Source organism: Phytopseudomonas flavescens, from assembly GCF_900100535.1.
Taxonomy (GTDB): Bacteria; Pseudomonadota; Gammaproteobacteria; order Pseudomonadales; family Pseudomonadaceae; genus Aquipseudomonas; species Aquipseudomonas flavescens.
In genome coordinates this window covers 100,124-117,946 of record NZ_FNDG01000012.1, presented here as the reverse complement: position 1 = coordinate 117,946, position 17,823 = coordinate 100,124, and the positions used below count along the sequence as shown (strand labels likewise).

Sequence of the window (17,823 nt, the reverse complement as noted above, 5' to 3'; positions counted from 1 at the left end):
TAGACAGACTGGAGCGAGCGATATGTCCACATTCGATAAGCAGGCCGGCAACAACGTGCAGGGTTGGGAGCGCGCCCTTTCCATCGGCAGCGGTATCGCCATGGCCCGTGGCGGTCTCAAGCGCGGTGGCGTGTTGGGGCTGGCTCGCGCAGCGTTCGGCGGTATGCTGGTCGCCCGCGGCCTGAGCGGCAATTGCCGGCTCAAGGGTTTCGTGGAGCAGGCGCGCTCGATGCGCCCCGAGGTGGATCGCATCGCAGAGTCCGTCACCCGCCTCGAAGGCGAGATCGCCGAGCGAGTGAAGCCGGTGGTCAAGCAGATGCACAACAGCGTCTGACTAGGTTCGAAACCTGTTGCTGCTCTGGCCGCCGTGAAGGCGGCCCGCACGTCGGCCCAGGCGCAAGCTGCGGCTGGCGCACTGCACAGGCTTCGCAGAGCGAGCGCAGCGGGTCATGCCCGTTCACATTGGTGAATGAGCCTCGCGATCGCTGGCGTTCCCCGGCCCTGGTCTGCGAACTCGCCAGCAGGTTCCGAACAGCCAGGCCGCTCTGCGAGAACCGCAGGGTGGGCACAAGACCCATTAGCGAAGGAGGCAGCATGAGCAGCGGGTACAGCAGTACGGCGCCTACATCCGCCGATGTACAGGCAATGCCGGGTATGACCCTCATCGAATTCGGCACCGACTGGTGCGGCCATTGCCAGGCGGTGCAGCCTTTGCTGGCCAAGGTCTTGCCGGATTACCCCGAAGTCACCCACCTGAAGATCGAGGATGGCAGCGGTCGTTCGTTGGGGCGCACTTTCAAGGTCAAGCTGTGGCCGACCCTGGTGTTGCTGCGCGATGGCGTCGAGGTGACTCGGCTGGTTCGTCCGACCAGCGTCAGCCCATTGGAAGAAGCGCTGGAGCAATTGCTGGGCGAGGGGTGAGCACCCGCGTGCTCGGGCCATCGCATCCGTCACATTCCCTGAATCTTCCCGACACGGGGCCAGTCAACCGAACGGACCCACAGAGGAGAACGTCATGAGCACACCCAAGCAGCCAGCCACGCCTCGGGAGATCGACGATACCGAGGATCGCATGGGCTCTATCGAGCAACTGGATTTCAGCGAGGCCAGGGATGACCGCGAAGGGCGCATCGGCGACCGCCGTCCCAGTGACGAGGTGCAGCACGAGTATCCGGATCAGCGTGTGCGCGACGCGGGTCAGAGCGGTGGTGAGACACTCAAGGAAGGCCGTCATGAGAACGGCGTGAGCCTCGATGACCTGAGCCCGGAAAATCTGATCGACGACACCGGCGCACGTTCGCCGCGAGAGCGAGGTAAGGGCGAGCCTGCGGATCGTGTCCTGAGCGTCGTCGATGAAGGAGATATCGGCGCAGGTTCGGGCCTCGACGAAGCCGAACTGGCCAGGACTAGGCCCCTGGATGGCGCTCCCTGGGACGGTACGCCGAAACCGTGATTGCGCATTGAACCCCGCTTGAGCTGCCTGCGCGGCGTCCAGAACAGGCTGGACGCCATGCAGCTAGCCTGTCTGTTTCCATCGGTCACCGTGACCTTCCCGTCCTATTTCCCCAGGCTCACCGGGCGAACCCTCGACGGCCCGGTACCCGCCAATAGGCCTGCGCCGGGCCTCGCAGGCTTTCACGGGTATGGCCGCAATGGTTTGTCTGTCGGGTGAGCGTCGCACCGCTGCCTGCTCGAAGATTTGACAGCGCTAAAGGTATTGGCTTACGTTTACGTAAAGGTAATCCATTCGGGCAGTTTGCATCATGAGTCACTCCTACAGTATTTCCGCATTGGCCCACGAACTCGGGGTCACCACGCGCACCATCCGGTTCTATGAAGAACAAGGGATGCTCGCACCCGAGCGCAAGGGGCAGGAACGTATCTACAGTGCCCGCGATCGGGTGACGTTGATGTTGATCCTGCGCGGCAAGCGCATCGGTTTTTCCCTCGCCGAGTGCAAGGAGTTGATCGATCTGTATGACCCGGCCGGTGGTAACCGCAAGCAACTCGACCACTTTCTGGAGAAGATCGCCGAGCGCCGCGAGCATCTCGACCGGCAACTGCTCGACATCCAGCAGATGCAACGGGAGCTGGACACCGCCGAGCAGCGGTGCCTGAGCGCTATGCAGGCAGTGTCCGCCTCCTGAAGCAACGCTTTAACGCGTCCGACAATTACAACAATGGAGAGCCGTTACATGAGCATCATGCTGCCAGGCCTGAATTTCTTCCTTGGCGAAGAAATCGACATGCTGCGCGACGCGGTCGCCAGTTTTGCAGCGAAGGAGATCGCCCCGCGGGCCGCCGAAGCCGATCGCAGTGACCAGTTCCCCATGGATCTGTGGCGCAAGTTCGGTGACATGGGCCTGCTCGGCCTGACCGTCAGCGAAGAGTACGGTGGCGCCGGCATGGGTTACCTGGCGCACATGGTCGCCATGGAGGAGATTTCCCGGGCCGCGGGCGGTATCGGTCTTTCCTATGGTGCCCATTCCAACCTCTGCGTGAATCAGATCAACCGCAACGGTAGCGAGGTGCAGAAGCGCCGCTTGCTGCCCAAGCTGATCAGCGGCGAACACATCGGCGCGCTGGCCATGAGCGAGCCCAATTCCGGTTCCGACGTGGTGTCGATGAAGCTGCGGGCGGACCGCCAGGGCGACCATTACGTGCTCAACGGCAGCAAGATGTGGATCACCAACGGCCCGGACTGTGACGTGCTGGTGGTCTACGCCAAGACCGATCCGAGCGCCGGCGCCAAGGGCATGACCGCGTTCATCGTGGAGAAGGGCGCGAAGGGCTTCAGCGTCGCTCAGAAGCTCGACAAACTCGGCATGCGCGGCTCGCACACCGGTGAACTGGTGTTCCAGGACGTGGAGGTGGCAGAGGAGAACGTGCTGGGCGGCGTCGGCGAAGGCGTCAGGGTGCTGATGAGCGGCCTGGACTACGAACGTGCGGTGCTCTCCGGAGGGCCACTGGGGCTGATGCAGGCAGCCATGGATGTGGTGGTGCCCTATATCCACGACCGTAAGCAGTTCGGCCAGAGCATCGGCGAGTTCCAGCTGATCCAGGGCAAGCTGGCCGACATGTACACCACCCAGCAGGCCTGTCGCGCCTACCTTTACGCGGTGGGCAGGCAGCTCGATGCCCTGGGCAGCGGTCATGTGCGCCAGGTGCGCAAGGACTGCGCCGGGGTCATCCTCTACGCCGCGGAAAAGGCCACCTGGCTGGCCGGCGAGGCGATCCAGATTCTCGGCGGCAATGGCTATATCAATGAGTTTCCGGTCGGGCGCCTGTGGCGCGACGCCAAGCTCTACGAGATCGGTGCCGGCACCAGCGAAATCCGCCGTATGTTGATCGGTCGCGAGCTGTTCAACGAAACCGCTTGATTGAAGCCCCACGCTACCGCTCGGAGCCCCTGTCATGGCCATCCTGCACAGCCAATTGAATACCCGTTGCGCCGATTACGTCTGCAACCGCGAGACCATGCTGGGACAGGTCGATGAGCTGTACGGCGTGCTCGCCCGGATCCGTGAAGGTGGCGGAACCAGGGCGCAAGAGCGACATACCGCACGGGGCAAGCTGCTGCCTCGCGAGCGCATCGACCGGTTGCTTGACCCGGGCTCGCCGTTTCTGGAAATCGCCCAGTTGGCCGCCTACCAGGTGTACGACGAAGACGTCGCAGCCGCTGGGGTGATCGCCGGGATCGGTCGTGTCGAGGGCGTCGAGTGCATGCTCATCGCCAACGATGCCACGGTGAAGGGCGGCAGTTACTACCCGCTGACCGTGAAGAAACACCTGCGTGCCCAGGCCATCGCCAGCGAGAATCGGCTGCCGTGCATCTACCTGGTGGATTCCGGTGGTGCCAACCTGCCGCGTCAGGACGAAGTATTTCCGGATCGCGAGCATTTCGGGCGGATCTTCTTCAACCAGGCCAACATGAGTGCCCGGGGCATTGCACAGATCGCCGTGGTGATGGGGTCGTGCACGGCGGGTGGCGCCTACGTGCCGGCGATGAGCGACGAGACCATCATGGTGCGCCAGCAGGCCACCATCTTTCTTGCCGGCCCGCCGCTGGTAAAGGCGGCCACGGGCGAGGTGGTCACTGCCGAAGAGTTGGGAGGCGCCGATGTACATTGCAAGACCAGTGGCGTGGCCGATCACTATGCGCAAGACGACCAGCACGCCCTGGCCCTGGCGCGCCGCTGCGTCGCCAACCTCAACTGGCGCAAGCTTGGCGAGCTGCAGGCGCGGCTGCCCATCGCGCCTCGTTATGCCGCGGATGAGCTGTATGGCGTCATTCCCGCCGACCCCAAGCAGCCCTTCGACGTCCGCGAGGTGATCGCACGGATCGTCGACGACTCGCAGCTCGACGAATTCAAAGCGCTGTTCGGTACCACCCTGGTCTGTGGTTTCGCGCACCTCAACGGTTACCCGGTGGCCATTCTGGCCAACAACGGCATCCTCTTCGCCGAAGCCGCGCAGAAAGGCGCGCACTTCATCGAACTGGCCTGCCAGCGCGGTATCCCGTTGCTGTTTTTGCAGAACATCACCGGTTTCATGGTCGGGCAGAAATACGAGGCAGGCGGTATCGCCAAGCACGGCGCCAAGCTGGTCACGGCGGTGGCCTGCGCCCGGGTACCCAAGTTCACGGTGATCATCGGTGGCAGCTTCGGTGCCGGTAACTACGGTATGTGTGGCCGCGCCTATGACCCGCGCTTTCTGTGGATGTGGCCCAACGCGCGCATCGGCGTGATGGGTGCGCAGCAGGCCGCCGGGGTGCTGGTGCAGGTCAAGCACGAGCAGGCGCAACGGGCCGGTGAAGTGTTTTCCGCCGAGGACGAGCAGCGCCTCAAGCAGCCGATCGTCGAACAGTACGAGCGCCAGGCCCATGCCTTCTACTCCAGTGCGCGGCTGTGGGACGACGGCGTGATCGACCCGGCACAAACCCGCGAGGTGCTGGCCCTGGCGATTTCCGCCAGCCTCAATGCACCCATCGAGCCGACACGCTTCGGCGTGTTGCGCATGTAGCCTGGCCGAGGACAGACCGATGAGCGATTTCAACACCCTCGAATTGCACACCGACCCGCGCGGGGTCGTCAGCCTGTGGCTGAACCGCCCGGACAAGCACAACGCCTTCAGCGCCGAGATGATCGACGAGCTGATTCAGGTATTGCGCCAGATGGCGGCTGACGACGGCCTGCGGTTTCTGGTCCTGCGTGGTCGGGGCCGGCACTTTTCCGCTGGCGCCGACCTGGGCTGGATGCAGGCTTCGGCGCAGCTCGACTACGCCGCCAACCTGCGAGATGCCCACCAGCTCGGCGAGTTGATGAGCCTGCTCTATCACTTGCCGTGTCCGACACTGGCCGTGGTGCAGGGCGCCGCGTTCGGCGGTGCGGTCGGGCTGACCGCCTGCTGCGACATCGCCATCGGTGCCAGCGAGGCATCGTTCAGCCTGTCCGAGGTGCGCATCGGCCTGGTTCCCGCGGTGATCAGCCCCTATGTGGTACAGGCCATCGGCGAGCGTGCTACCCGCCGCTACGCGCTCAGCGCCGAACGCTTCAGCGGAGAGCGTGCGCGGGAGCTGGGCCTGCTCGCCGAGTGCTATCCCGCCGCCGAGCTGGAGGGCGAGGTGGAGCAGTGGATTGCCAACCTGCTGCTCAACAGCCCGCAAGCCATGCGCGAGAGCAAGGCGCTGTTGCACGGCGTCGGTAGTGGGGTGCTCGGTGACGCCCTGCGTCAGCGCACCGAGAGCGTGATCGCCGGCATTCGCGTCAGTGCAGAAGGGCAGGAAGGCCTTGCGGCCTTTCTGCACAAACGTCCACCCGCCTGGCAGGCACAGTCATGAAAACCATCGATACGCTTCTGATCGCCAACCGCGGCGAGATCGCCTGCCGGGTGATGCGCACCGCCAAGGCGCTCGGACTGACCACGGTGGCTGTCCACAGCGCCATCGACCGCAGTGCCCGGCACGTGCGCGAGGCGGATATCGCCATCGACCTGGGCGGCGCCAAGCCCAGCGACAGCTACCTGCTGATGGACAGCATCATCGAGGCTGCGCGGGCCAGTGGCGCGCAAGCCATTCATCCTGGCTACGGCTTTCTGTCCGAGAACGCCAGCTTCGCGCGCAAGCTCGAAGCGGCCGGGCTGATCTTTCTCGGCCCGCCGGCCAGTGCCATCGATGCCATGGGTAGCAAATCCGCCGCCAAGGCGCTGATGGAGGAGGCCGGTGTACCGCTGGTACCGGGTTACCACGGCGAGGCCCAGGATCTGCAAACCTTCCGCGCGGCAGCCGCGAGTATCGGCTATCCGGTGTTGCTCAAGGCCACTGCCGGCGGCGGCGGTAAGGGCATGAAGGTGGTCGAGAGTGAAAGCCAACTGGCCGAGGCCCTGGCGTCCGCGCAGCGTGAAGCGCAGTCGGCGTTCGGCGACGGACGCATGCTGGTGGAAAAATACCTGTTGCAGCCGCGTCACGTGGAGATCCAGGTATTCGCCGATCAGCACGGCAACTGCCTGTACCTCTTTGAGCGTGACTGCTCGATCCAGCGGCGTCATCAGAAAGTGGTGGAAGAAGCCCCCGCGCCGGGCCTGTCGCCCGAGCTGCGTCGTGCCATGGGTGAGTCCGCCGTGCGAGCCGCCCAGGCCATCGGTTATGTCGGCGCGGGCACGGTGGAGTTTCTCCTCGATGCCCGGGGCGATTTCTTCTTCATGGAGATGAACACCCGTCTGCAGGTCGAGCACCCGGTGACCGAAGCCATTACCGGCCTGGATCTGGTGGCCTGGCAGATCCGCGTGGCGCGTGGCGAGCCGCTGCCGATCCGCCAGGAGCAGGTGCCGCTCGATGGCCATGCCATCGAGGTACGCCTGTACGCCGAAGACCCCGAAGGCGGCTTCCTGCCGGCCAGCGGGCACCTCGACCTGTACCGCGAGCCTGCGGCCGGGCCGGGGCGGCGGGTCGACAGTGGCGTGGAGCAGGGCGATGAGGTGTCGCCGTTCTACGACCCGATGCTGGCCAAGCTGATCGCCTGGGGCGAAAACCGTGAAGAGGCCCGTCAGCGACTCCTGGCCATGCTGGGGGAAACCGTGGTCGGCGGTTTCAAGACCAACCTGGCGTTCCTGCAGCGTATCCTGGCCAACCCTGCATTCACTGCGGCGCAACTGGATACCGGTTTCATCGAGCGTCACCAGGCGCAGCTGCTACCGCCGGCCGAAGCGCTGCCGGAGGCATTCTGGCAGCAGGCAGCGGCAGCATTCCTGGCCACCGATATCGAGCGGCGGCGGGCCGACGACCCGTACTCACCCTGGGCCGCACGCAATGCCTGGCGCAGCGGTTTGCCGGCCGAGGTGCCTATGACGCTGGTGTGTGGTGACGTCCGCCGCAGCCTGGTGCTCCAGGCCCGTCCCGCCCGCGCGGTAGCCAAGGCCGAGACCCTGCGGCAGGGCGACACCCTGTATCTGCGCAGGGGCGTGGAGTGGCTCGCCGTACGCCGCTTCGATCCGCTTGCCGCTGCCGAGGCGGGCAGTCTCCACCAGGGTGGGCTCACCGCACCCATGAACGGCAGCATCGTTCGCGTTCTGGTCGAGCCGGGGCAGCAGGTGGAGGCCGGTGCCACGCTGGTGGTGCTGGAGGCCATGAAGATGGAACACAGTATCCGGGCACCGCAGGCGGGCACGGTCAAGGAGATCCACTGCGCCGAGGGCGAGCTGATCGGCGAAGGTGCGGTGCTGGTCGAATTGGAGGCGCAGCCATGAGCCTGCCCAGCCACGTGCGCCTGGTGGAAGTCGGCCCGCGGGACGGTCTACAGAACGAGAAACAGCCGATCAGCGTGGCCGACAAGGTGCGCCTGGTGGACGACCTGAGTGCGACGGGGCTCGGTTATATAGAAGTCGGCAGTTTCGTATCACCCAGGTGGGTCCCACAGATGGCCGGCAGTGCCGAGGTATTCGCCGCTATCGAGCAGCGACCCGGTGTCACCTACGCGGCGTTGACGCCCAACCTGAAAGGGCTGGAGGCGGCAATCGATGCCGGCGTGAAGGAAGTCGCCGTGTTCGCGGCGGCGTCCGAGGGTTTTTCCCGGCGAAATATCAACTGTTCGATCGCTGAAAGCCTGACGCGCTTTCAACCGCTGCTGGAGGTGGCTCAGCGGCACGCCATCCGGGTGCGTGGTTATGTGTCGTGCGTGCTGGGGTGCCCCTATGACGGCGCCATCTCGGCTCACCAGGTCGCTGCGGTTTCCCGAGAATTACAGGCCATGGGCTGCCATGAGATCTCACTGGGCGACACCATTGGCGTGGGGATGCCTGACGCTGTGCGGCAGTTGCTCGACGTGGTGGCGCGCGTGGTACCACGCGAGCGACTGGCTGGGCACTTCCACGACACCCATGGGCATGCGCTGGCCAACATCCATGCCAGCCTGCTGGAAGGCATCTCGGTGTTCGACAGTTCGGTTGCCGGTCTGGGCGGCTGTCCCTATGCCAGGGGCGCGACCGGTAACGTGGCGAGCGAGGATGTGCTCGACATGCTGCAAGGCCTCGGCATCGAAACCGGTGTCGATCTGCCGCGCTTGATCGTTGCCGGGCAGCGCATCAGTCGCTCGCTGGGGCGCCAGTCCGCTTCGCGGGTGGCGAGGCGACATGCATCTGCTTGGTGAGGCCGGATCACGGTCTGCCAATGAACTTATACGGGTAAAAAAACTCATACCCGCTAGTCAGTTACGCTGCTGCTTCGATGAATCGCCGCGGCGAACTGAACGATCCGTTCAGTATCCCGCTTGCGCTCGGCACTTCTCGCTGGGCCTGCGTGATCTGCCTGAACAATTCACAGCGACGCGGCTTGCGTTGATATACCCACACCCCCTAAGCTCGCGCCTTCACTCGATTGCCCTAGGGCGCAGCGGACAAGGAATCAGCATGAAACAGCATCGTTTGGCAGCAGCGATCGCCCTGGTGGGCCTGGTGCTCGCCGGTTGTGATTCGCAAACCAGCGAAGTGAAACTGGAAAGCCCGGCCCAGAAAGCTTCCTACGGCATTGGCCTGAACATGGGCAAGAGCCTGGCTCAGGAAGGCATGGACGATCTGGACCCGAAAGCTGTCGCCCAAGGTATCGAGGACGCCGTTGGCAAGAAAGAGCAACGCCTGAAAGACGAAGAGCTGGTCGAGGCTTTTGCTTTCCTGCAGAAGCGCGCCGAAGAGCGCATGACCAAAATGAACGAAGAAGCGGCCCAGGCCGGCAAGAAGTTCCTGGATGAGAACGGCAAGCGTGACGGCGTCACCACCACCGCTTCCGGTCTGCAGTACGAAGTGGTCAAGAAGGCTGACGGTCCTCAGCCCAAGGCCGACGACGTGGTCACCGTTCACTACGAAGGCAAGCTCACCGACGGCACCGTGTTCGACAGCTCCGTCGAGCGTGGCACTCCGATCGATCTGCCAGTCGGCGGCGTGATTCCGGGTTGGGTGGAAGGCCTGCAACTGATGCACGTCGGCGAGAAGTACAAACTGTATATCCCTGCCGACCTGGCCTATGGCGCGCAGAGCCCGAGCCCCGCGATTCCTGCCAACTCGGTGCTGGTGTTCGATCTCGAGCTGCTGGCCATCAAGGACAAGGCTGCTCAGGAACAGGCACCTGAGGCCGCTCCGGCCAAGTAAGCAGATCTGCTTCGAGACGACGCCCCGTTCTACGGGGCGTTTTCGTTTCCGCGGCTGGCTATCGGCACCGCCGCTGTCCTCGTGGGCTGGCCGCCACGACCCTGTGGCCTTGGAAAAGACCCCGGTGGCCTTGGCGCCGGGCAGGGTGCTGGAATCGGAGCATGTGCCTAGCCGCAAAGCGGCGCGAATGCAACCCCCCGAGTGGTGGTTATACACATCGCGATGAGCTGTCTCATTGACTTGGTCAGATTTTTTAAGAAATCTTTTGATTTTTTTAAATTATTGATTATTAAGGATTTTATCTGCTGGATAAAAAATGTCCGATCTGTGGCAAGGCCGCATGGCGAGGGCGTTTGGTAAGCTAATCCAATAACTGTTCACAAGGTTATCCACAGCTATGGTGGATAACCACAGACAGCCCAGCGAACACGCGGGCTGACGAGGAGTGGTCATGAAAGCACCGTGGAATTTCGCCCGCTACCTGCCATTGGCGCAACGTTTCCTGAAGCGTGGCCGCCTGCCTGCATTGTTGCTGGCGGTAACCCGTAAAAGCACGGGCGGCGGGCGCAGCCTGTCCTCGTTGAGAGGTGATCTGAGCCTGCTGCAGGAGCTCTGCGTGGCCTGGTGGCGAGGCAGCTACCGGACGATCAATCCGCAGGCGCTGCTCGCCGTGGTGGCTGGCCTGCTGTATTTCGTGTCACCGCTGGATGCCATTCCCGACATCATTCCCGGCCTGGGGCTGGTGGACGACCTGGCTGTGCTCGCCTGGGTCATGAGAACCTGGGGCAGCGAGCTGGACGCCTTTCGTACCTGGCGCGATGCCCAGGACCGTGAAACCCGTGACGCCATTGCCAAGCTGCCCGTGGCCGAGCGGGTGACCTGAGCGAGCGGTCACCACCCGAATGGGCGCAGCAGAGGAGCGGTGACGTTCAGGCCGCGAAGCCACTGTCGATGGTCAGCGCGGCACCGGTCACCAGCCCGGCTTCGGCACCCGCCAGCCAGGCCACCATGCTGGCGATTTCATCGCTGCGGGCGCGTGTCGATTGATCGCCATGAAGCTGTGCATCAGCTCGTTCAGCGGGCCGTCGACCGGGTTCATCCCGGTGTCGGTCGGGCCTGGTTACACGACGTTGACGGTAATGTCACGCGCGCCGAAGTCCCTTGCCAGTCCCTTGACCATGCCACTCAATGCGGCCTTGCTGGCGCCATAGGCGGCCATGCCCGGCATTGATGCGCGGTCGGCGATGTTCGAGCCGATCAGGGTGATCCGGCCGCCGGCTGGCATCTGCCGCGCCGCACTGACCGCTGCATGGTAGGGCGCGTTGATATTGATGGTGAAGAGCTGGTCGACGGTATCGGTATCCAGCTCCAGGGGGTTGCCCGCGACGAACACGCCGGCGTTGACCACCGGCACGTCGATGGCGCCGAGGCTGTCGATCATCGCCGTGCCGTGCGGCACCAGCTAGCGGCCCTGAGCCCTGGCCGTCACTCGATGGTGCGGTCTATGCGGGCGATCTCCCGCGCCGACAGCGCTCGCCAGTCAGCCTCGGCGATGCCGTGATCCTCCAGGGCGGAATGCATCGCTTCCTCCAGCGACAGCCAGAGGTGATCGCCTTCGAACTGGCCGCTGGCGTAGTCGGTGTAGCGGATTTCCAGGTACACCACGTCGCCATCCTCGCAGAGCAGGGCGAAGAGCACGATGGCCGTGACGTCCGGGCGCTGCGGGCAGGTTTTGCCGCAGTCGGCGAACAGATAGTGGAGGGTCGGGAGATCGTTCATGGGGAGATTCGTTGGGATGGAGCCTGATCGTATCGCGAACCGGCCCTTGAGTGGCAGGCCCAACCGGTGGCTGGTCCTCGCCGTTTTCAATCCCGCTCGAGCAGCAGCGCCACCCCCTGGCCACCGCCGATACACAGCGTCGCCAGGCCTTTTTTCGCGTCACGCTTGAGCATCTCGTGCAGCAAGGTGACCAGTACGCGGCAACCGGAGGCGCCAATCGGGTGGCCGAGGGCGATGGCCCCGCCGTTGACGTTGACCTTTGCAGCATCCCAGCCCAACTCCTGGCCGACCGACAGGGCCTGGGCGGCGAAGGCTTCATTGGCCTCGATCAGGTCGAGCTGGTCGAGGGACCAGCCGGCCTTGTCGAGGCTGCGGCGGGTGGCCGATACCGGGCCGATGCCCATGATCGCCGGGTCGACGCCGGCGTTGGCGTACGCCTTGATCCGCGCCAGTACCGGCAGCCCCAGACTCTGCGCTTTGCTCGCGCTCATCAGCAGCACCGCAGCTGCGCCGTCGTTGAGGCTCGAGGCATTGCCGGCGGTGACGCTGCCGTCTTTCTTGAAGGCCGGTTTCAGCTTGGCCAGGGCTTCGGCCGTGGTGCCCGGGCGGGGCTGCTCGTCGGTGGCGAAGGCGATGGGCTCACCCTTGCGCTGGGGAATCAGGATCGGGGTGATCTCCTCGGCGAAACGCCCGGACTCGATGGCTGCCACGGCTTTCTGCTGGGAGGCTGCCGCGAAGGCATCCTGGGCCTCTCGGCTGATGGCGTATTTGTCCACCAGGTTCTCGGCGGTGATGCCCATGTGGTAATCGTTGAAGGCATCCCACAGCCCGTCGCTGATCATGCTGTCGATCAGTTGGCCATGGCCCATGCGCAATCCGGTGCGTGCCTTGGGCAGCACGTAGGGCGCCAGGCTCATGTTTTCCATGCCGCCGGCGATGATCACCTCGGCATCGCCGCAGCGAATGGCCTGGGCCGCGAGGTGTAGGGCCTTGAGCCCCGAGCCGCAGACCTTGTTGAGGGCCAGGGCCGGTACGGCATGGGGCAGGCCGGCAGCGATGGCCGCCTGGCGGGCGGTGTTTTGCCCGGCGCCGGCGCTGAGCACATGGCCGAGGATCACTTCATCCACCTGATTGCCATCCAGGCCGGTCTGTTCGAGCAGGCGACGGATCACCGCTGCGCCCAGCTCGGTGGCCGCAATAGCCGCCAGCGCCCCCTGGAAACTGCCAATGGCGGTACGGGTGGCGGCGACGATGACGACATCTTGCATGGGATTCTCCTGGCCATGGGCGGCTATTGTTATTGGCTGGGGACGATCCTGACGCCGGCTCGGCCGGCATGCAAGCCCCAGGCGCACACCGTCCGGGTCGCGATCGCGGCGCAGCGGGCACGGCCATAAGTTGTGCATGCGCGCCGTCAAACGCGCAGATCGCCTGGCGGCGTTGACTGGCGGTGGCGCAGCATTGCCGAGCGAGCTGTTAGACTAAGCGGCTTTGAACGCTATCCAGGATCGTCAATGGATCGTCCCGTATTTCGCCGTGCCTTCGTTCACCCGCGCTTCTGGCCGTTGTGGCTGGGCCTGGGCCTGCTGTGGCTGATCGTGCAGTTGCCCTATGGCGCACTGCTGCGCCTGGGCCGTTGCCTGGGTGGGTTGATGTACCGGGTTGCCGGCTCCCGTCGGCGTATCGCCACGCGCAACCTGGAGTTGTGCTTCCCGACGATGTCCGCCGCCGAGCGCGAGCACTTGCTGAAGGCCAATTTCGCGTCCACCGGCATCGCCTTTTTCGAGATGGCCATGAGCTGGTGGTGGCCCCGGGAGAAACTCGCACGTCTGGCCCATATCGAAGGCATCGAGCACTTGCAGCAGGCCCAGGAACGCGGGCAGGGCGTGATCCTCATGGCGATTCACTTCACCACCCTGGAGATCGGCGCGGCCTTGCTCGGCCAGGTGCATACCATCGATGGCATGTACCGCGAGCACCGCAACCCGGTGTTCGATTTCGTGCAGCGGCGCGGCCGCGAGCGCCACAACCGGGATGCCACCGCCATCGAGCGTGAGGACGTGCGGGCGATGATCAAGGTGCTGCGTGCCGGGCGGGCCATCTGGTATGCGCCGGATCAGGACTACGGCCGCAAGCAGAGCCTGTTCGCGCCGCTGTTCGGCGTGCAAGCGGCCACGGTCACGGCGACCACCAAGTTCACCCGTCTGGGGCGCGCCATCGTGCTGCCGTTCACCCAGCAGCGCTTGCCGGGCAACCAGGGTTACCGCTTGACCATTCACCCGCCGCTCGCGGATTTTCCCGGCGAGTCCGAGGACGCCGACTGCCTGCGTGTCAACGCCTGGGTCGAGGAGGCCATCGTCACCTGCCCGGCGCAGTACCTGTGGGCGCACCGCCGTTTCAAGACCCGTCCGCCCGGCGAGCCAGGGCTTTACTGACAACTTCGAAGTGGAATCGACATGACGCAGGATGCCGTTAGTACCCCAGCGACCACCGGGCTCATTCTTTCTGGCGGCGGTGCGCGCGCGGCGTATCAGGTGGGGGTGCTGTCGGCGATCGCCGAGCTGCTGCCTGAGTCGTCAGACAATCCGTTTCCGGTGATCGTCGGGACGTCGGCTGGCGCCATCAATGCCGTCAGCCTCGCCTGTGGTGCCCTGCATTTTTGCGAGGGGGTGCGTCGGTTGAGCAGCGTGTGGCGCAGCTTTCACACCGATCAGGTGTACCGCAGCGACTGGCCGGGTGTACTGCGCCAGGCCAGCCGTTTCGTCGGCCATAGCCTGCTCGGCCTCGGCAAACAGGTGCCGGTCGCGCTGCTCGACAGTTCTCCGTTGGCCGCGCTGCTTGAGCGCGAGCTGGATTTTTCCGGTATCGCCGCAGCGATCCGTCATCGCCAGCTGCGTGCGGTGGCGGTGACGGCATTCGGCTATGAGTCCGCCCAGGCGGTGACCTTCTACCAGGGTCGCGCCGCCATCGATCCCTGGTTTCGCCATCGCCGCGTCGGTGTACCGACACGCCTGGCATTGCCGCACCTGCTGGCCAGTACCGCCATCCCGCTGATTTTCGAACCGGTGAAAATCAACCGCGAGTATTTCGGCGACGGCGCGGTGCGGCAGATGGCGCCGATCAGCCCGGCGCTGCACCTTGGGGCCAGCCGGGTGTTGGTGGTGGGGGTCAGTGGCAACCCGGTGGGCGATCAGGCCAACCCCGGCGCCCCGACACCCCGACCGATCGGCAGCATGCCGAGCCTGGCGCAGATCGCCGGGCACATGCTCAACAGCACCTTCATCGACAACGTGGAGAGCGATATCGAGTTGCTCGGCCGGCTCAACCAATTGGGCCGGCTGGTGCCTGCCGAGCAGCGCAGCCGTGCCTACGGGCTGACGCCAGTGGAGGTGCTGGTGATTTCCCCGAGCCAGCCACTGGATCTGATCGCCGCTCGTCATCGCCGCGAGATGCCGGCGGCGCTGCGCCTGTTTTTGCGCGGCCCGGGCGCCAACAAGGCCAATGGCGCGGGCATACTCAGCTACCTGCTGTTCGAGCCCGGCTACTGCAACGAACTGATCGAACTCGGTCACCGCGACGCCATGGCCAAGAAGGCCGAGTTGTGCGCTTTCCTGCGCATCGAGCCGGCGGCCGAGCAGGCGCAGGCCGGTTTGCTCTAAGCAACCTGCCCATGATCGTTCAAGGCAGGTTTCCGGTATCCAGGCAGCGCAGGGCGATAGCCGTCTTTCGTAGGGTGGACCGGGGCGCGTAGCCGACGCTTCACCTACGCGGCCCGACCCGTCCACCAACCTAGCGATCGCAATGGTGGATGAAAAGAGCGTCATCCACCCTACGGCGGCTTTCGCCTTGCAGCAGCCCCACATGAAGTTCACCAACTTACAAGAGACCTAGGCGACGGGTCAGTGGTATGGGCGGCCTCTCTGTTACCCGAAGCGCTGCAATTGCATTTCCTGCAAGCGACTCAGGGTGCGGCGGAAAGCGAAGGCCAGGTAGCCCTCGGTATACAGCGCGTCCAAGGCCACCGCCGCTTCCAGGTAGAGCGGGATGCGGCGGTCGTAGCACTCGTCCACCAGGGCGATGAAGCGCCGCACGGCGTTATCGTTCGGCGACAGCGCCGGCAACTGGCGATCGCCCGCGACCACCTGGGCGGCGGCGTCCTCGGTGCCCCGGGCGATTTTCGCCGGGCGTTGCCGGGCGCCCAGGGCCGGCACCTCCCCAAGCAGGATGGCGGCGAAGCGGTCGCACAGCAGGATGAAATCCTGGGTGTGCAGCGCCTGCTCGCAGAGCTGGGCGAAACTGCACTGCAGCACACGGGCGCTGTAGCGTTGCACGGCGATCCGGCGCTGGCCCAGCGTCAGGGCATCCTGGTGCACCGTCTCGCCGGCGCTGAGCGCATCGAACAGTGCTGGCAGGGCGCTGGCCTGCCCGGCCTGGCGGACCCAGTAGCGCTGCAGCGGCTGGCCGGGATGCAGGCGGTGATCCTGCTCGCCGGCCACCGGCACCACCTCCATGTGGCGCTGCATGGCGGCGATGGCGGGCAGGAAGCGTTCGCGGTTGTGGCCGTCGGCGTACAGCAGATGCGGGGGTTGGTTGGAGGTGGCGACCAGCACCACGCCCTGCTCGAACAGGCTGCTGAACAGTCGGCCGAGGAGGATCGCATCGCCGATATCGCTGACGAACAGTTCATCGAAGCACAGCACGCGGATCTCCCCGGCGAGCTCCCGGGCCAGGCAGGCGAGGGGATCCGGCGTGCCGCTCAGTTCGAACAGGCGGCGGTGCACCCAGCGCATGAAATGGTGGAAGTGCTGGCGGCGGGCGGGCACGCGCAGCGACCGGTGGAAGCTGTCCATCAGCCAGGTCTTGCCACGGCCCACAGGGCCCCACAGGTACACCCCTGGCGTCGTCCCGTCGGTATGCAGGGCCTGGTGGCAGGCCTGCAGCGCCTGCGCCGCGCACAACTGGGCAGCGTCGGCGACGAAGCCCGCCTGTTCGACGGCGTGTCGGTAGCGGCCCAGGGGCGAGTCGTCATCCAGGCTCGGGCTCATGGCGCCGGCGCCTGGAACAGGGCTTCGATCGGGGCCTCGAACAGCCGGGCGATCTTGAACGCCAGCGGCAGGCTGGGGTCGTAGCGGCCGGTCTCGATGGCATTGACGGTCTGCCGGGACACCCCCAGACGCTCGGCCAGGTCGGCCTGAGACCAGCCGCGCTGGCTGCGCCGTTCGCGCACCTGGTTGATCACCGGTAGCGCCTCCAGGCGATCCATGTGCCCAGCGCCCACAGGGACGCCAGCAGCGGCCAGACGAAGAACATCGACAGGCGCGGGAACCCGGCAGTCTCCAGAAAGCCGTAGCTGAAGGTGAGCAGTGCCGTGCCGACGAAGGCCATGGCCAGTGCCTCGAAATGAATGCTGCGGGCCAGTTCGTCGAGCTGGCGAACCTGACGAACGACCGTGGCGGCTACCGCGAACAGCGGCGCGACGGGCAGCAGCGCGCAGAGCGTACGCAGGCCGCCCTCGGGCAGGGTGGCCAGCAGCAGGACACTGATCAGTACGGCGATGGCATAGGCAGCCATCGCGATGGCGAAATGCATGAAGAAGCGGGGCGTGTCGGGCATGGCCGGTTACCAGGATGGAAAGCAGGCTTTACATTAGACAGGCAGCGTCCCTTAGTCAAGTACGCTTTACATTGGTGTTCTCGCGCTGCGCTCGGGCGATCTAGGTGTCATCCGCCGCGGTTCACTGCAGAGGCCTGCAGGGCTGTCGGGTCATGAGGCGGCAATCATGCAGGAGGCGCTTTCGCCTCGAGGTGGCGATCGGCGACGCGTGGCGAGCGCGGCCGGTCGCCGCTCCAGCGGGAGGGGGAATCAGGCCGCCGCGCGGGCGAGGGTCTTGCGGCAATGCGCCAGGGCGTCGCGAACCATGAAGTTGACCAGGGTCGGAGAGACGCCCAGCTCCTCGGCGATGTCCTTCTGCTGCATGCCATGCAGCCGGTACATCTCGAAGGCATAGCGGGTCCGCGCGGGCAGTTCACCCAACGCTGCGTCGATCAGGCCGAGGGTTTCCCGATGCAGGCTGGTGCTTTCCGGGGTGTCCGAATGGATGGCCGCATTGAGGCCTTCCTCTTCCGATCCCGTGTACTTCTGCTCCATTGCCTGCTTACGGTAATGGTCGATCGCCAGGTTACGCACGATCCTGAACACGTAGCTCATCTGTGCCTTGAGCGGCAGGCTGACCCGTTGGGTTCCCGCCAGCCTGAGGTAGGCATCCTGAACCACATCTTCGGCCCGACTGTGGCAACCGGTGATGCGGGCTGCCGTCTTGACCAGCGTGGAACGGTTGTCCATCAACGCTTGCATCAATGGGAGCGATCCATTGGCGGATCGCTCCGCGATTCCATATTCCTGCATGGC

At 65.0% G+C, this 17,823-nt stretch carries 21 protein-coding genes; 13 read left to right on the top strand and 8 right to left on the bottom strand.

Features of this window, described 5'->3' with window-relative positions; all coding sequences use genetic code 11:
* Positions 1 to 22 precede the first annotated feature (22 nt).
* The 11 genes from BLR94_RS16265 to BLR94_RS16215 all read left to right on the top strand — a co-directional run bounded on the left by BLR94_RS16265 (position 23) and on the right by BLR94_RS16215 (position 10,519).
* Positions 23 to 334, top strand: coding sequence for a YgaP-like transmembrane domain (locus BLR94_RS16265; RefSeq protein WP_167359764.1), 312 nt, complete (start codon positions 23 to 25; stop codon positions 332 to 334).
* 260 nt (positions 335 to 594) lie between these two features.
* A complete protein-coding gene (locus BLR94_RS16260; RefSeq protein WP_084307192.1) occupies positions 595 to 921 on the top strand; it encodes a thioredoxin family protein in 327 nt (108 codons plus the stop codon).
* Positions 922 to 1,015: 94 nt separating this feature from the next.
* A complete protein-coding gene (locus BLR94_RS16255; protein WP_084307193.1) occupies positions 1,016 to 1,453 on the top strand; it encodes a phosphotransferase system, HPr-related protein in 438 nt (145 codons plus the stop codon).
* Between the two features lie 307 nt (positions 1,454 to 1,760).
* Positions 1,761 to 2,147 (top strand): MerR family transcriptional regulator, encoded by a 387-nt coding sequence (locus BLR94_RS16250; RefSeq protein ID WP_084307194.1) that lies wholly within the window; start codon positions 1,761 to 1,763, stop codon positions 2,145 to 2,147.
* A 54-nt stretch (positions 2,148 to 2,201) separates the two neighbouring features.
* Positions 2,202 to 3,380: an isovaleryl-CoA dehydrogenase gene (locus tag BLR94_RS16245; protein WP_175154242.1), complete on the top strand. Its 1,179-nt coding sequence runs from the start codon at positions 2,202 to 2,204 to the stop codon at positions 3,378 to 3,380.
* A 34-nt stretch (positions 3,381 to 3,414) separates the two neighbouring features.
* Positions 3,415 to 5,022 (top strand): carboxyl transferase domain-containing protein, encoded by a 1,608-nt coding sequence (locus BLR94_RS16240; protein WP_084307196.1) that lies wholly within the window; start codon positions 3,415 to 3,417, stop codon positions 5,020 to 5,022.
* A gap of 19 nt (positions 5,023 to 5,041) precedes the next feature.
* Complete coding sequence (locus tag BLR94_RS16235; protein WP_084307197.1) at positions 5,042 to 5,839, top strand: gamma-carboxygeranoyl-CoA hydratase; 798 nt, start codon at positions 5,042 to 5,044, stop codon at positions 5,837 to 5,839.
* Complete coding sequence (locus tag BLR94_RS16230; protein ID WP_084307198.1) at positions 5,836 to 7,743, top strand: acetyl/propionyl/methylcrotonyl-CoA carboxylase subunit alpha; 1,908 nt, start codon at positions 5,836 to 5,838, stop codon at positions 7,741 to 7,743. Before BLR94_RS16235 ends, BLR94_RS16230 begins: the two co-directional genes overlap by 4 nt.
* On the top strand, positions 7,740 to 8,642 hold the full coding sequence (locus tag BLR94_RS16225; RefSeq protein ID WP_084307199.1) for a hydroxymethylglutaryl-CoA lyase: 903 nt from the start codon (positions 7,740 to 7,742) through the stop codon (positions 8,640 to 8,642). The genes BLR94_RS16230 and BLR94_RS16225 overlap by 4 nt, the downstream gene beginning before the upstream one ends.
* 259 nt (positions 8,643 to 8,901) lie before the next feature.
* Complete coding sequence (gene bamJ / locus BLR94_RS16220) at positions 8,902 to 9,636, top strand: BamJ family beta-barrel-assembly machinery protein (RefSeq protein ID WP_084307200.1); 735 nt, start codon at positions 8,902 to 8,904, stop codon at positions 9,634 to 9,636.
* Positions 9,637 to 10,087: 451 nt separating this feature from the next.
* On the top strand, positions 10,088 to 10,519 hold the full coding sequence (locus tag BLR94_RS16215; RefSeq protein ID WP_084307201.1) for a YkvA family protein: 432 nt from the start codon (positions 10,088 to 10,090) through the stop codon (positions 10,517 to 10,519).
* Positions 10,520 to 10,606: 87 nt separating this feature from the next.
* Here BLR94_RS16215 and BLR94_RS28200 read toward each other — a convergent pair whose 3' ends face one another.
* The 4 genes from BLR94_RS28200 to BLR94_RS16200 all read right to left on the bottom strand — a co-directional run bounded on the left by BLR94_RS28200 (position 10,607) and on the right by BLR94_RS16200 (position 12,683).
* Entirely contained in the window at positions 10,607 to 10,735 is a 129-nt protein-coding gene (locus tag BLR94_RS28200) for a hypothetical protein (RefSeq protein WP_279615867.1), read from the bottom strand.
* A gap of 21 nt (positions 10,736 to 10,756) precedes the next feature.
* Complete coding sequence (locus BLR94_RS27980; RefSeq protein ID WP_244158198.1) at positions 10,757 to 11,077, bottom strand: SDR family NAD(P)-dependent oxidoreductase; 321 nt, start codon at positions 11,075 to 11,077, stop codon at positions 10,757 to 10,759.
* 44 nt (positions 11,078 to 11,121) lie between these two features.
* Entirely contained in the window at positions 11,122 to 11,415 is a 294-nt protein-coding gene (locus BLR94_RS16205; protein ID WP_084307202.1) for a hypothetical protein, read from the bottom strand.
* An 86-nt stretch (positions 11,416 to 11,501) separates the two neighbouring features.
* A complete protein-coding gene (locus tag BLR94_RS16200; RefSeq protein WP_084307203.1) occupies positions 11,502 to 12,683 on the bottom strand; it encodes an acetyl-CoA C-acetyltransferase in 1,182 nt (393 codons plus the stop codon).
* Positions 12,684 to 12,929: 246 nt separating this feature from the next.
* Here BLR94_RS16200 and BLR94_RS16195 point away from each other — a divergent pair, with 246 nt between their 5' ends.
* Both BLR94_RS16195 and BLR94_RS16190 read left to right on the top strand, forming a co-directional pair.
* The gene (locus BLR94_RS16195) at positions 12,930 to 13,850 is read left to right on the top strand and encodes a lipid A biosynthesis lauroyl acyltransferase (protein ID WP_084307204.1); all 921 of its coding nucleotides are present in this window, start codon (positions 12,930 to 12,932) and stop codon (positions 13,848 to 13,850) included.
* Between the two features lie 21 nt (positions 13,851 to 13,871).
* Positions 13,872 to 15,074, top strand: a complete 1,203-nt coding sequence (locus tag BLR94_RS16190; RefSeq protein ID WP_084307205.1) for a patatin-like phospholipase family protein — start codon at positions 13,872 to 13,874, stop codon at positions 15,072 to 15,074.
* A gap of 264 nt (positions 15,075 to 15,338) precedes the next feature.
* Here BLR94_RS16190 and zapE read toward each other — a convergent pair whose 3' ends face one another.
* The 4 genes from zapE to BLR94_RS16170 form a co-directional block, all read right to left on the bottom strand.
* Entirely contained in the window at positions 15,339 to 16,460 is a 1,122-nt protein-coding gene (gene zapE, locus BLR94_RS16185) for a cell division protein ZapE (protein ID WP_084307206.1), read from the bottom strand.
* Complete coding sequence (locus tag BLR94_RS16180) at positions 16,457 to 16,654, bottom strand: helix-turn-helix transcriptional regulator (RefSeq protein WP_084307207.1); 198 nt, start codon at positions 16,652 to 16,654, stop codon at positions 16,457 to 16,459. Before BLR94_RS16180 ends, zapE begins: the two co-directional genes overlap by 4 nt.
* Positions 16,651 to 17,028, bottom strand: a complete 378-nt coding sequence (locus tag BLR94_RS16175; protein WP_084307208.1) for a hypothetical protein — start codon at positions 17,026 to 17,028, stop codon at positions 16,651 to 16,653. Before BLR94_RS16175 ends, BLR94_RS16180 begins: the two co-directional genes overlap by 4 nt.
* A 249-nt stretch (positions 17,029 to 17,277) precedes the next feature.
* Positions 17,278 to 17,769, bottom strand: coding sequence for an RNA polymerase factor sigma-70 (locus BLR94_RS16170; protein ID WP_279615866.1), 492 nt, complete (start codon positions 17,767 to 17,769; stop codon positions 17,278 to 17,280).
* Positions 17,770 to 17,823: the final 54 nt, after the last annotated feature.

Coding starts and splice junctions, on each gene's coding strand:
- BLR94_RS16215 (WP_084307201.1), top strand. CDS start 10,088: ATGAAAGCACCGTGGAATTTCGCCCGCTACCTGCCATTGGCGCAACGT.
- BLR94_RS16175 (WP_084307208.1), bottom strand. CDS start 17,028: ATGCCCGACACGCCCCGCTTCTTCATGCATTTCGCCATCGCGATGGCT.
- BLR94_RS16190 (WP_084307205.1), top strand. CDS start 13,872: ATGACGCAGGATGCCGTTAGTACCCCAGCGACCACCGGGCTCATTCTT.
- BLR94_RS16230 (WP_084307198.1), top strand. CDS start 5,836: ATGAAAACCATCGATACGCTTCTGATCGCCAACCGCGGCGAGATCGCC.
- BLR94_RS16265 (WP_167359764.1), top strand. CDS start 23: ATGTCCACATTCGATAAGCAGGCCGGCAACAACGTGCAGGGTTGGGAG.
- zapE (WP_084307206.1), bottom strand. CDS start 16,460: ATGAGCCCGAGCCTGGATGACGACTCGCCCCTGGGCCGCTACCGACAC.
- BLR94_RS16200 (WP_084307203.1), bottom strand. CDS start 12,683: ATGCAAGATGTCGTCATCGTCGCCGCCACCCGTACCGCCATTGGCAGT.
- BLR94_RS16205 (WP_084307202.1), bottom strand. CDS start 11,415: ATGAACGATCTCCCGACCCTCCACTATCTGTTCGCCGACTGCGGCAAA.
- BLR94_RS16225 (WP_084307199.1), top strand. CDS start 7,740: ATGAGCCTGCCCAGCCACGTGCGCCTGGTGGAAGTCGGCCCGCGGGAC.
- BLR94_RS16260 (WP_084307192.1), top strand. CDS start 595: ATGAGCAGCGGGTACAGCAGTACGGCGCCTACATCCGCCGATGTACAG.
- BLR94_RS16235 (WP_084307197.1), top strand. CDS start 5,042: ATGAGCGATTTCAACACCCTCGAATTGCACACCGACCCGCGCGGGGTC.
- BLR94_RS16255 (WP_084307193.1), top strand. CDS start 1,016: ATGAGCACACCCAAGCAGCCAGCCACGCCTCGGGAGATCGACGATACC.
- BLR94_RS27980 (WP_244158198.1), bottom strand. CDS start 11,077: ATGATCGACAGCCTCGGCGCCATCGACGTGCCGGTGGTCAACGCCGGC.
- bamJ (WP_084307200.1), top strand. CDS start 8,902: ATGAAACAGCATCGTTTGGCAGCAGCGATCGCCCTGGTGGGCCTGGTG.
- BLR94_RS16240 (WP_084307196.1), top strand. CDS start 3,415: ATGGCCATCCTGCACAGCCAATTGAATACCCGTTGCGCCGATTACGTC.
- BLR94_RS16170 (WP_279615866.1), bottom strand. CDS start 17,769: ATGCAAGCGTTGATGGACAACCGTTCCACGCTGGTCAAGACGGCAGCC.
- BLR94_RS16195 (WP_084307204.1), top strand. CDS start 12,930: ATGGATCGTCCCGTATTTCGCCGTGCCTTCGTTCACCCGCGCTTCTGG.
- BLR94_RS28200 (WP_279615867.1), bottom strand. CDS start 10,735: ATGAACCCGGTCGACGGCCCGCTGAACGAGCTGATGCACAGCTTCATG.